This window comes from Rhodococcus yananensis (assembly GCF_020515525.1).
In the GTDB taxonomy this organism is placed as follows: domain Bacteria; phylum Actinomycetota; class Actinomycetes; order Mycobacteriales; family Mycobacteriaceae; genus Rhodococcus; species Rhodococcus yananensis.
On record NZ_JAIYEP010000097.1, the window covers coordinates 1 to 12,605 of the forward strand.

Below are 12,605 nucleotides of genomic sequence, written 5' to 3' on the forward strand. Positions count from 1 at the left end.
CGGTCCCGCAGGTGGCGGGACCGGCCGAACTGCGCGGGTGGGGTCAGTGCGGGCGACTGACCTCGTAGGTGCCGTTGTCGTCGGTGAACGTCAACGTCACCGTGCGGTGCTGACCGTCGACGGTGACGGTGCAGTCGAAGCTGTTACCGGACGCCACTTCCTGACCTTCGGGGCACGACACGTTCCCCACCTGCGACGCCCCGTACGACTCGGTGAGGACCTTGGCGACACCGGTCTCGGCGGCACCGGCTTCGAGGGTGGCCGTCCCGAAGTTCCCGAACAGCACGAGGCCCAGCAGCGCGACCACGACGATGACGAGGGCACCGACACCGGCGAGGATCAGCGAGGTCTTCGACTTCGGACCGGGCGTACCCGACGCGCCCGACGTCCCCGGCTGTTGCCAACCGGCCGCTCCGGCCGGTTGCTGTCCCCAGTGCGGCGCCGCCTGCGGACCGCCGGGCTGCTGCCCCTGCGGGGCGGCACCCCACCCCGGCTGACCGGGCTGCCCCCACTGCTGCCCCGGAGCCTGCTGCCCGGGCACCTGCTGCTGGCCCGGTGGCGGCGCACCCCACGACGCGGCCTGACCGGGTTGCTGCCCCCACTGCGCACCGCCGGGCTGCTGCCCCTGCGGGGCGGCACCCCACCCCGACGGTTGCGCCGGCTGCTGCTGGCCCCACGACGGGGCCGCCGACGGTTGCTGCTGCCCCCACCCGGCGGCGTCACCCCCGGACGGCGGTGGCGGCGCACCCCACGACGCGGCCTGACCGGGTTGCTGCCCCCACTGCGCACCGCCGGGCTGCCCCCACTGCTGCGGCGCCGACGGTGTCTCCCCGGACGCCGGTGCACTCCACTGCGGTTGCGGGGCGGCCGTGGACTCACCGGCCGGCTGCTGACCCCACTGCGGTGCCGGCGCGGCGGCCTCGGACGGCGGGGCCGCCGCCGGGGGCGCCCACGGATCGGCGGGCTGCTGCTCGCCGCCTCCGGCGTCCTTCGGCTCGTTCGGATCGGTCATCGTCGCCTCCACTCACCTTCGTTCACGTCGTTACACCGTCGCGCCCCCACAACAGGTCAGCCATGCGGCAGCGGCCGTATCGAATCGGCCGTATCAAACCACACCGGTACCGCGGAGCGGGCACCGCCCCGCACCGCTCACCCGGCCGTCGCATCGACCGCAACCACCCCGCGGCGCACCGCCGCGACCGCACGGTGCGCGGTCCGCGCGGTCTCCGGGTCGTCGGCGCACACCCGCACCTGATCGAGCAGATCGATCACCTGCCGGCACCACCGCACGAAATCCCCCGGCGACAGGTCACTGCCCGCGGCGTCCGCCGCCGCCAACGCCTGCGTCAGCGACGCCGTCTGCGCCCACGTGTACACGGCCGTGACGAATCCCGGATCGGAGGGGCGCGTCACCGGCAACCGGTGCCGCACCTCGTCGCCGCGCACCGTCTCACACACCCGCACCGTCTCGGCCATCGCCTGCCGCAGCGGCGCCGTCGGGCCCCGCACCTCCGACATCTCGTCGCCGCGGGACTCGAACACCACCGTCGAGACGACCCCGGCGAGTTCCGCCGGGGACAGTCCCGCCCACACCCGCCGGCGCAGACATTCGGCGACCACCAGGTCCGCCTCGGTGTAGATCCGGGCGAGCCGCTCCCCGGCCTCCGTCACCGCCGGATCGTGCCCCGCGGTCAGGTACCCGAGGTCGGTGAGCAACGCCACGATCCGCTCGAACGTGCGCGCCAGCGAATCGGTGGCCGCGGACGCGCGGCGCCGCTGCTCCTCGGTGTCCCGCAGCAGCCGCCCGTAGCGTTCCCCGACCCGCGCCAGCGACTCGAGGTCCGGATGCGCACGCGCCGGATGGGTCTTCAACTGTCGGCGCAGCCGGTCGATCTCCCGGGTGTCGCCGCCGGTGCGGGTGTGCTTCGGGCGGCGCGGCGCCGCCACGTTCTTCGACCGCAACGCCGACGCGATGTCGCGGCGCGACCGCCCGGTGCGCGCATCGGCGTGCCGCGGCAACCGCAACCGGCCCAGCACCGTCGCCGGGGTCGGGAAGTCCCCCGCCGACACCTGCCCCGCCCAGCCGTCGACGGTCACCACCCGCGGTCGGGGATCGGTGGTGTCGGGGTCGGCGTCGACGACGACCACCACCCCGCGGCGCCGCCCCGCCGGCACCGCCACGATGTCCCCGCGCCGCAACGCCACCAGCGACGCGACCGCCGCGGACCGCCGATCCTGACGTCGGGTCCGCTCGTGCCGCCGCTCCGCGTCGGTCAACTCCGCCCGCAACCGCACGAAGTCGACGATGTCGCTGTCCGGGCCGCCGAGCCGATCCTGCAACGTCGCCAGTTCCTGTTCGTGCCGTTCGATGCCGCGCCGCAACCCCACCACCGACCGGTCCGCCTGGAACTGCGCGAACGACATCTCCAACAGTTGCCGGGATCGGGTCACCCCGACCGCGTCGATGAGGTTGACCGCCATGTTGTACGACGGCCGGAACGAACTGCGCAGCGGAAATGTGCGGGTCGAGGCGAGCCCGGCCACCGCCTGCGGTTCGAGCCCGGGCTGCCACAGCACCACCGCGTGCCCCTCGACGTCGATGCCGCGTCGCCCGGCGCGGCCCGTCAACTGGGTGTACTCGCCGGGGGTGAGTTCGGCGTGGGTCTCCCCGTTGTACTTGACCATCTTCTCGAGCACCACGGTGCGTGCGGGCATGTTGATGCCCAAGGCGAGGGTTTCGGTGGCGAACACCGCCCGCACCAGACCCCGCACGAACAGGTCCTCGACGGTGTGCCGGAACGCCGGCAGCATCCCCGCGTGGTGCGCCGCGATGCCGCGTTCGAGTGCGGTGCGCCACGCCGCGTACCCGAGAACCTCGAGGTCCGCGCGCGGCAGGTCCGCGGTGTGCTCGTCGACGATCCGCCGGATCTGCGCGGCCTCGGTGTCGTCGGTCAGGTGCAGTCCGGCGCGCAGGCACTGGGTCACCGCCGCGTCGCAGCCGGCGCGGGAGAACACGAAGGTGATCGCCGGCAGCAGCCCCGCGGCGTCGAGGCGGGCGATGACATCCGGTCGCGGCAGCGGCCGGAACCCGCCGCGCCCGCGGAACCCGCCGTCGAGGGAGTTGCGGCGCCGCACCTGCGTGAGCAATTCGGGGTTCACCAGCGTCCGCCCACCCCGGTCCCGCCCACCGCCGGTGTCGAACAGGTCGTACAGGCGCGGCCCGACCATCATGTGCTGGTGCAGCGGGATGGGCCGCACCTCGTCGACGATGACGGTGGTGTCGCCCCGCACCGTCGTCATCCACTGCCCGAACTCCTCGGCGTTCGAGACCGTCGCGGACAGGCTCACCAACCGCACATCCTCCGGCAGGTGCAGAATCACCTCCTCCCACACCGCCCCGCGGAACCGGTCGGCGAGGAAATGCACCTCGTCCATCACCACGTGACTCAACCCGATCAGCGCCGTCGACGACGCGTAGATCATGTTGCGGAGCACCTCGGTGGTCATCACCACCACCGGGGCGTCCGCGTTGATCGACTGGTCACCGGTGAGCAACCCGACCGTGTCGGTGCCGTACCGGGCGCACAGATCCGCGTACTTCTGGTTGCTCAGCGCCTTGATCGGGGTGGTGTAGAAACATTTGCTGCCGGCCTGCACCGCCAGGTGCACCGCGAACTCCCCGACGACGGTCTTCCCGGCGCCGGTGGGGGCGCACACCAGCACCGACCGGTCGTCGTCGAGCGCCGCGCACGCCCGCCGCTGGAACTCGTCGAGCGGAAACGGCAGGGCCGCGGTGAACGCCGCGAACCGCGGTGACGGCACCCCGGGGCCGGTCGTGGTGCTCACAGCGTGTCGGAGTAGTCGGTCGCCGTGGGACGCTCCACCGGGGTCGGCGCGGAGATCGTGGAGGCCTCCTCGTCGTCGAGGTCGGCGAGGCCCTCCTCGGTGTCGCGTCGCGCCCGCCGCTTGTCGTTGAGCCGCGCGATCTGGATGGCGATCTCGAGCAGCACCGTCAACGCGAGCGCCAGCGCGGTCATCGAGAACGGATCCTGACCGGGTGTGGCGATCGCCGCGAACACGAACATCGCCATGATCAGGCCGCGACGCCAGGACGCGAGCTTGGCGTACGACAGGACCCCGACCGCGTTGAGCGCGACGAGCACCAGCGGGATCTCGAACGACACCCCGAAGATCACCAGCAGGTTGATCATGAACCCGAAGTACTCGGACCCGGACAGCGCGGTGACCTGCACGTCGTTGCCGACGGTGAGCAGGAACGACAGGGCGTGGGTGACCACCAGGTACGCCAGGACCGCGCCGGTGACGAACAGCACCGCACCGGAGACCACGAACCCGACCGCGTAGCGGCGTTCCTTCGCGTACAGGCCGGGGGTGATGAACGCCCAGATCTGATACAGCCACACCGGGCAGGCCAGGACCACCCCGGCGGTCGCGGCGACCTTCAACCGCAACATGAACTGTTCGAACGGGCCGGTGGCCAGCAGATAGCAGCCGTCGTCGGCGCTGAAGTCGGCGCGCGCCGACGCCGGCAGCGAACAGTACGGGTCGAGCAGGATCGAGCCGAGGCTCGGCACCGCGAACAGTCCGTGGCTGTACCACATGAACCCGACGATGGTGGTGACGATCACCGCGGCCACCGCGATCAGCAGGCGGGTGCGCAGTTCGTAGAGGTGCTCGACGAGCGACATGGTGCCGTCGGGATTGATCTTGCGTCGGCGGCGGCGCGGATCGAACGGGATGCGCACGGTGCGGGTCTCAGCTCCTGTCGGGACCGTCGGCGGATCGGGGCGCCACGGTCAGGCGAACGCCGGGACACCCGGTGGGTGCCCCGGTCGGGAATCGTCGGTCAGGCGGACCGGGGCTCGGTGTGTGCCCGCTGCGCCGCGTCGCCGACCGCCGCGTCACCGGTCTGCGCCGCCGGCAACGGGTCCGGTGCCGGCGCCGGGGTGGGCCGCACATCGTCGTTCTGCATCTCCTTGACCTCGCTCTTGAAGATGCGCAGCGACCGGCCGAGACCCCGCGCGGCCTCCGGCAGTTTCTTCGAGCCGAACAGGATCACGACGACCACCGCGACGACAACCCAATGCCACACGCTCAAGGAACCCATTTGCTACCTCCACTGATTGGCTCGCATCGATGCTACCGGACCGCAGCACACCCGTTCCGGGGCCGAAGCCGTTCCGGGAACTGTTCTCCCGGTGTTCACCGGGTCGTGGCTCACCGGTCCCCGCCGGGCGCGGCGGCTTCCCCCGACGCGGCGTCGCCGGTGTCGAGTTCGGTGTAGGCGGTCAGCGCCGCCGCGGCCCGCTGCCGCACCGCCTCCACCAGGTCGGGGGGATCGAGCACCTGCACCCCCGCGCCGAGCCCCACCACCAGCCGCACCATCCACTCCGGGGACGCGTACCGCAGCACCGCCTCGCAGTGCCCGTCGTCCCCGATCCGCACGTCGGTGAACGGATGATAGTCCAGCAGCCACGTGTGCCCGGGGGCGATGCGCAGGCGCGCGGCGGGCAGCGTCGGGTCGGCGGCGAACACCTCGAACCGGGTGCCGTCGTCGAGGACGGTGCGCGGCGGCCGCGCCGGTTCGTCGAGGGGGACGGCGGCGTCGATGCGGTCGAACCGGAACAGCCGCACCCCCTCGGCGGTGCGGCACCACGCCTGCAGATAGGTGTGTTCGTCGATCACCACGATGCGGATCGGATCCACGTCACGTTCGGAGACGGTGTCGCGGGACGCCGAATAGTACGTCAGGTGCAGCGCCCGACGGTCGCGGACCGCGGCCCGTACCCGCGCCGCCACCGGATCGTCGGTGACCGGGACGGGCGGGCGCTGTCCACCGGCGGCGGTGCCGGCGGCCACCTCGATCTTCGCGATCGCGCCGTGGGCCGCGGACGGATCGACCACCCCCGGCATGTCCAGCAGCGACCGCAACGCCACCAACAGCACCGTCGCCTCCGTCGACGTCAACCGCAACGGCCGATCCATCCCGGCGGTGTACGTCACCACGATGCTGTCCTCGGAGAACGACAGATCGATCAGGTCGCCGGGCCCGTAGCCGGGCAGCCCGCACACCCACAGCTGGTTCAGATCGTCCATGATCTGTTTCGGGCTGACCCCCAGATCCGCGGCCGCGTCGGCCGCGGAGATCCCCGGTCGGGCCGTGAAGTACGGCACCAGGTTCAGCAGGCGGGTGAGCCGATCCGACAGTCGTGTACTCACCGCTGCAGTCCCCCGTCGTCGTCGGTGTGCGCGACCCGCGTCAGGATGCGCTGCACCTCCGCCCGCAACCCGGGCGGGTCGAGTACCAGTGCGTCCGGTCCCTGACCGGCGACGATCCGCGCCAGCCAGGTACGGGACCGCACCGGCACCTCCAGGACCGTCCCGTCGCGATCCCCGACTCGCCGCGACCCGACCTCCCGACCGAGACGCCGCAACTCGAAGGCACGCCCACCGGCCACCCACACCGTCGCCGATCCGGTGACCTCCCCCGGGCCGGTCGTCGCGAGCACCCGGGCACGCAGATCGGTGCCGTCGGGAATGTGCACCACCCCCGGGTCCCCGACCGCGGTGACGTCCTCACCGATGCGGGACAGGCGGAAGGTGCGCACCGCGTCCCGGTCCGTGTCGTGTCCCACCAGATACCAGCGGCCGCTGACCGTCACCACCCCCCACGGTTCGACGGTGCGCAGCACCCACGGATCGGTGGGGGCGCTGCGATGCAGGAACCGCACGGTCTGCCGCGCCCGGATCGCCGCGAGCAACGCCTGCAACGCCGGTTCCGAGCCGCGGGCCCGCGTCGGCAGCGGCGGGAACGTACCCGCCGGTTCCGGTTCGACCTGCACCCCCGCGGCCCGCAGTTTCAGCAGCGCCCGCTGCGCCGCCGAACCCAGTTCCGGGGACTCCCACAGCGCCGCGGCCGCCGCGACCGCCGCGGTCTCCTCCCCCGTCAACTCGATCTGCGGCAGCTCGTAAGCGTCCCGGTTGATGCGGTACCCCTCCACCGTCGAATACCGCGACGGCACCCCCGTCTCCAGGGGGATACCCAGGTCCCGCAGTTCGTTCTTGTCCCGTTCGAACATGCGGCTGAACGCCTCGTCGCTGACGCAGTCCGCGTATCCCGCCACCGACGCGCGGATCTTCTCCGCGGTCAGGTACTGGCGGGTCGACAGCAACGCGATGACCAGGTTCACCAGCCGTTCGACTTTCGAGATCGCCACAGGGCAACACTAGTGCCCGCCCCGGCCGGGTGCCGCCCCGACCCGGACGCGTCACATCGACGCGATCAGCCGATCCACCCGTTCGTCGACGGACCGGAACGGATCCTTGCACAGCACCGTGCGTTGCGCCTGGTCGTTGAGCTTCAGATGCACCCAGTCCACCGTGAAATCGCGGCCCGCGGCCTGCGCGGCGGCGATGAAATCACCGCGCAGCTTCGCGCGGGTGGTCTGCGGTGGGGTGTCGACCGCCGCATCGACCGCGGCGTCGTCGGTGGCGCGGGCCGCCAACCCCTTGCGTTGCAGCAGATCGAACACGCCGCGGCCCCGTTTGATGTCGTGGTACGCCAGATCCAGCTGCGCGATCTTCGGGTCCGACAACTCCATCCCGTAGCGATCCTGATAACGCTGGAACAGTTTACGTTTGATGATCCAGTCGACCTCGGTGTCGACCTTCGCGAAGTCCTGCGATTCGACAGCGTCGAGGACCCGCCCCCACAGGTCCACGATCTGCGCGACATGCGCATCGGGTTCGCGGTGCGGCAGATACTCCACGGCCCGCGCATGGTATTCACGTTGGATGTCCAGGGCGCTGGCCTGCCGACCCCCCGCCAGACGCACCGGCCGCCGCCCCGTCAGATCGTGCGACACCTCCCGGATCGCGCGGATCGGATTGTCCAACGCGAAATCCCGGAACGCCACCCCGGCCTCGATCATCTCGAGCACCAACGCCGCCGACCCCACCTTGAGCATCGTGGTGGTCTCCGACATGTTCGAATCCCCGACGATCACATGCAACCGCCGGTACTTCTCCGCGTCCGCGTGCGGCTCGTCCCGGGTGTTGATGATCGGCCGCGACCGGGTCGTCGCCGACGACACACCCTCCCAGATGTGCTCGGCGCGCTGCGACAGACAGAACGTGGCGGCCTTCGGGGTCTGCAGCACCTTCCCGGCACCGCAGATCAACTGCCGTGTCACCAGGAACGGCAACAGCACATCGGAGATGCGGGAGAACTCCCCGACCCGCCCCACCAGATAATTCTCGTGGCAGCCGTACGAATTGCCCGCCGAATCGGTGTTGTTCTTGAACAGGTAGATGTCGCCGCCGATACCTTCCTCGGCGAGCCGCTGCTCCGCGTCGACGAGCAGGTCCTCGAGCACCCGCTCCCCCGCGTGATCGTGGGTGACCAACTGCAGCAGATCGTCGCACTCGGCGGTCGCGTACTCGGGGTGCGAACCCACATCCAGATACAGGCGGGCCCCGTTCCGCAGGAACACGTTCGAGCTGCGCCCCCACGAGACCACCCGCCGGAACAGGTAGCGGGCCACCTCGTCCGGGCTGAGCCGACGGTGCCCGTGGAAGGTGCACGTGACCCCGAACTCCGTCTCGATCCCCATGATTCGTCGCTGCACACCTCGACAGTACCGCGCGGACACCGTCGCGACGCCCCGCAACGACACAACTCCGCCGCGGCGCGTCACCCGCACCCCGGATCGGCGGTCTCCTCGGCAGAGGCCGGTGCCGCATCCCCACCTCCGCCACCACCGGGCCACCACCGGACGCTGTGCGCGCGCTGCGACGCATCGCCGCCGTCCCCGGGCGGACCCGCTGCTACGGTCCCTGAGCCGCGCCGCCGATCACAGCACATGGCACGACCCTCTGCGGTGGAGGTATCGAGGCCTCTGCGGACGGGACGCCTTCGCGCCGGAGGCGTGGTCGACATGGATGTTCTCGCCGGCAACGGCTGCCACCGACCCGCCGACGGAACCGCGTTCACCCTCCGCGCGGTCCCGTCGGCGCTGACCGTCTACTGCCCGGACTCCCCCTGCTCCGGCTCCCCGGACCCCTGATCCGCACCCGCCGGGGTGGACGTGCCGGTCGCGGCGGCGGGCAGCAACGCATCGAGGGCGGCCCCGGTGATCCGGCGGAACGCACGCCGCGGCCGCGACCGCTCCAACACCGCCACCTCCAGTTCCCGGCGGCCCAACACCCGCGGCGCGGCATCCGCCGCGGCCGATCCCCCCACCGTGCCCTGCTGCAACGCGGCCACCGCCGTCGCCACCGCCGACGCCAGATCCAGCTGCGGCCGATACGACTCGCGCAACGCCGCCAGGATCGGTTCGGTATTGCCACCCATCACCACGAACTGCGGTTCGTCGACGATCGAGCCGTCATAGGTGATGCGGTACAACTGCGCGGCCTCGTCGTCGACGACCCGACCGACCTCGGCGACACACAACTCCACCTCGTACGGCTTCGCCTGATCGGTGAAGATGGTGCCCAGCAGCTGCGCGTACGCATTCGCCACCGACCGGCCCGTCACATCCCGCCGATCGTAGGAATACCCGCGCATGTCGGCGTGCATGATGCCCCACCGGCGCAGATTCTCGAACTCGTTGTACTTGCCGACCGCCGCGAACCCGAGCCGATCGTAGAGTTCGCTGATCTTGTGCAGCGCCTTCGACGGATTCTCCGCGACGAACAGCACCCCGTCCTCGTACACCGCAGCGATCACACTGCGGCCCCGGGCGATGCCCTTGCGGGCCAGCTCCGAGCGATCCCGCATGATCTGCTCGGCCGACGCATAGTACGGAAGCGTCATCCCAGACCTCCAGCTGCAGTGCGCGCGGCGACGACCGCCCGCGCCAACTCCGACAACGTCTCCTCCGGCACCAGCGTCGCCCCGGCCGCAGTGACCGTCACCGCCGTCGGATAGATCCCCCGCGTGGTGTCCGGGCCACCGGTGGCGCTGTCGTCGTCCGCCGCGTCGTACAACGCCTCCACAGCCGCCCGCAGCGCCGTGGCCTCGTCGGCGTCGGCGCGGTAGAGCTTCTTGAGCGCCGACTTCGCGAACAGCGATCCCGACCCGACCGCGTGATACCCGGCGCGTTCCTCGTACCGGCCGCCGACCACGTCGTAGGACACGATCCGGCCCGCGCGCCGCGCCTCGACCGCGTCCACATCGAACCCGACGAGCAGCGGCACCACCGCCAGACCCTGCATGGCCGCCCCGAGGTTGCCGCGCACCATCGACGACAGCCGGTTGGCCTTGCCGTCGAATGTGAGCGACACCCCCTCGATCTTCTCGTAGTGCTCGAGTTCGACCGCGAACAGCCGCACCATCTCCACGGCCAGACCCGCCGTCCCAGCGATCCCCGCTGCCGAATACGCGTCCGTGACGAACACCTTCTCCACGTCACGTGACGCGATGAGGTTGCCCATCGTGGCCCGCCGATCCCCGGCCAGAACCACCCCACCGTCGAACGTCAACGCCACGATGGTGGTGCCGTGCGGCGCCACATCACCGTGCACGCCGACCTCCCGCGCGAACCGGTTCTCCGGCAACAACTCCGGTGCGTGAACCCGCAGATGCTCGGTGAACGACGACAGGGACGACGCGGGGTGCAGGCCCTCCTGCACCCCGCGGTACGGAAACGACGGTCGGTCCGCTGTCACTGGCCACCCTTCTGCACGTAGGCGCGGACGAAGTCCTCCGCGTTCTCCTCGAGCACATCATCGATCTCGTCGAGGAGATCGTCGGTCTCCGACGCGAGCTTCTCGCGACGTTCCTGACCGGCACCACCGTCACCGGTGACCTCGTCGTCGTCTCCGCCGCCACCGCGTGTGGTCTGCTCCTGCGCCATAGCCGCGACCTCCTCCGTCTCGAGTGGCATGCACCCCGACCGACGACCGGAGCGGCACACCACGACATCGATGTCCACCCTACCGATTCGGACACGACACGCACGGTGACACTGCGCGTGTCGCCACACCGGGCCGCCCCGGCCGCGGCACCCGATGCTGCTCAGTGCGTGAGCTGATCCACCAGTTCCGCCGCCGACTCCACCGACTCGAGCAACGCCCCGACGTGCGCGCGGCTACCGCGCAGCGGCTCGAGCGTCGGGATCCGCACCAGCGACTCGCCACCCAGATCGAAGATCACCGAATCCCAACTCGCCGCCGCGATGTCCGCCCCGAACCGGCGCAGACACTCACCTCGGAAGAACGCGCGGGTGTCCGCCGGCGGGGTGTGCACCGCGTCGAGGACCTGCTGCTCGGACACCAGCCGCTGCATCGATCCCCGCGCCACCAACCGGTTGTACAGACCCTTGTCCAGACGCACATCCGAATACTGCAGGTCCACCAGGTGCAACCGCGGCGCCGACCACGCCAGGTTCTCCCGGTTCCGGAACCCCTCCAGCAACCGCAGCTTCGCCGGCCAGTCCAGCAGATCCGCGCAGTCCATCGGATCCCGCTCGAGCAGATCGAGGACCATCGCCCACCGTTCCAACACATCGGTGACCCGCGCATCGTCGGTGCCCTCGTGGAACGTCGCGGCCCGCTCGTGGTAGATCCGCTGCAACGCCAGCCCGGTGAGTTCCCGGCCGTCCACCAACGCCACCGTCTTGCGCAGCGTCGGATCGTGACTGATGTGATGCACCGCCGTCACCGGCCGCGCCAACTGCAGATCCGACAGGTCCACCCCCGCCTCGATCAGATCCAGCACCAGCGCCGTCGTCCCCACCTTCAGATACGTCGCGGTCTCCGCCAGATTCGCATCCCCGACGATCACGTGCAGCCGCCGGTACTTGTCGGCGTCGGCGTGCGGCTCGTCGCGGGTGTTGATGATGCCCCGTTTGAGGGTGGTCTCGAGCCCGACCTCCACCTCGATGTAGTCGGCGCGCTGCGACAGCTGGAAACCGGCCTCGTCCCCGGACTGCCCGATCCCCACCCGCCCCGACCCGCAGATCACCTGCCGGGACGCGAAGAACGGGGTCAACCCCGCCACCACCGCCGAGAACGGGGTCTGCCGCGACATCAGATAATTCTCGTGGGTGCCGTACGACGCGCCCTTGCCGTCGACGTTGTTCTTGTACAACTGCAGGCGCGGCGCCCCCGGCACACTCGACGCGTGCCGCGCCGCGGCCTCCATCACCCGTTCCCCGGCCTTGTCCCAGATCACCGCGTCCAACGGGTCGGTGACCTCCGGCGCCGAGTACTCCGGATGCGCGTGATCGACATACAACCGGGCGCCGTTGGTCAAGATCATGTTCGCCGCCCCCACCTCGTCGGCGTCGATGACCGGGGCGGGACCGTTGAAGCGGCCCAGGTCGAACCCGCGGGCGTCGCGCAGGGGTGACTCGACCTCGTAATCCCAGCGGGTGCGCTTCGCGCGCGGCACCCCCTCGGCCGCCGCGTACGCCAACACGGCCTGGGTGGACGTGAGGATGGGGTTCGCGGTGGGTTCGTTGGGTGAGGAGATCCCGTATTCGACCTCGATGCCGATGATCCGCTGCATACCGTCGAGACTAGGCGATCGGTGCGTCGGGGTCGGTTCGGCAGGCCGAGACCCCACCCTGACACGGAGC

11 protein-coding genes are annotated in these 12,605 nt (G+C 70.7%); all 11 read right to left on the minus strand.

Features of this window, described 5'->3' with window-relative positions:
* Positions 1 to 43: 43 nt before the first annotated feature.
* The 11 genes from LDQ05_RS17530 to dop all read right to left on the minus strand — a co-directional run bounded on the left by LDQ05_RS17530 (position 44) and on the right by dop (position 12,535).
* Entirely contained in the window at positions 44 to 1,012 is a 969-nt protein-coding gene (locus LDQ05_RS17530) for a DUF4333 domain-containing protein (protein ID WP_226438232.1), read from the minus strand.
* 137 nt (positions 1,013 to 1,149) lie between these two features.
* Positions 1,150 to 3,846, minus strand: coding sequence for a DEAD/DEAH box helicase (locus LDQ05_RS17535; RefSeq protein ID WP_226438233.1), 2,697 nt, complete (start codon positions 3,844 to 3,846; stop codon positions 1,150 to 1,152).
* Complete coding sequence (gene tatC, locus LDQ05_RS17540; RefSeq protein ID WP_226438234.1) at positions 3,843 to 4,766, minus strand: twin-arginine translocase subunit TatC; 924 nt, start codon at positions 4,764 to 4,766, stop codon at positions 3,843 to 3,845. Before tatC ends, LDQ05_RS17535 begins: the two co-directional genes overlap by 4 nt.
* Positions 4,767 to 4,867: 101 nt before the next feature.
* The gene (gene tatA / locus LDQ05_RS17545) at positions 4,868 to 5,128 is read right to left on the minus strand and encodes a Sec-independent protein translocase subunit TatA (RefSeq protein WP_226438235.1); all 261 of its coding nucleotides are present in this window, start codon (positions 5,126 to 5,128) and stop codon (positions 4,868 to 4,870) included.
* Between the two features lie 110 nt (positions 5,129 to 5,238).
* Positions 5,239 to 6,240: a helix-turn-helix transcriptional regulator gene (locus LDQ05_RS17550; protein ID WP_226438236.1), complete on the minus strand. Its 1,002-nt coding sequence runs from the start codon at positions 6,238 to 6,240 to the stop codon at positions 5,239 to 5,241.
* The gene (locus LDQ05_RS17555; RefSeq protein ID WP_226438237.1) at positions 6,237 to 7,238 is read right to left on the minus strand and encodes a helix-turn-helix transcriptional regulator; all 1,002 of its coding nucleotides are present in this window, start codon (positions 7,236 to 7,238) and stop codon (positions 6,237 to 6,239) included. Before LDQ05_RS17555 ends, LDQ05_RS17550 begins: the two co-directional genes overlap by 4 nt.
* 51 nt (positions 7,239 to 7,289) lie before the next feature.
* The gene (pafA, locus tag LDQ05_RS17560; protein ID WP_226438238.1) at positions 7,290 to 8,648 is read right to left on the minus strand and encodes a Pup--protein ligase; all 1,359 of its coding nucleotides are present in this window, start codon (positions 8,646 to 8,648) and stop codon (positions 7,290 to 7,292) included.
* Positions 8,649 to 9,043: 395 nt separating this feature from the next.
* Entirely contained in the window at positions 9,044 to 9,838 is a 795-nt protein-coding gene (gene prcA / locus LDQ05_RS17565; protein ID WP_226438239.1) for a proteasome subunit alpha, read from the minus strand.
* Positions 9,835 to 10,692 (minus strand): proteasome subunit beta, encoded by an 858-nt coding sequence (gene prcB / locus LDQ05_RS17570; protein ID WP_226438240.1) that lies wholly within the window; start codon positions 10,690 to 10,692, stop codon positions 9,835 to 9,837. The genes prcA and prcB overlap by 4 nt, the downstream gene beginning before the upstream one ends.
* Positions 10,689 to 10,880 (minus strand): ubiquitin-like protein Pup, encoded by a 192-nt coding sequence (locus LDQ05_RS17575; RefSeq protein ID WP_169690235.1) that lies wholly within the window; start codon positions 10,878 to 10,880, stop codon positions 10,689 to 10,691. Before LDQ05_RS17575 ends, prcB begins: the two co-directional genes overlap by 4 nt.
* Positions 10,881 to 11,041: 161 nt before the next feature.
* The gene (gene dop / locus LDQ05_RS17580; protein WP_226438241.1) at positions 11,042 to 12,535 is read right to left on the minus strand and encodes a depupylase/deamidase Dop; all 1,494 of its coding nucleotides are present in this window, start codon (positions 12,533 to 12,535) and stop codon (positions 11,042 to 11,044) included.
* Positions 12,536 to 12,605 lie beyond the last annotated feature (70 nt).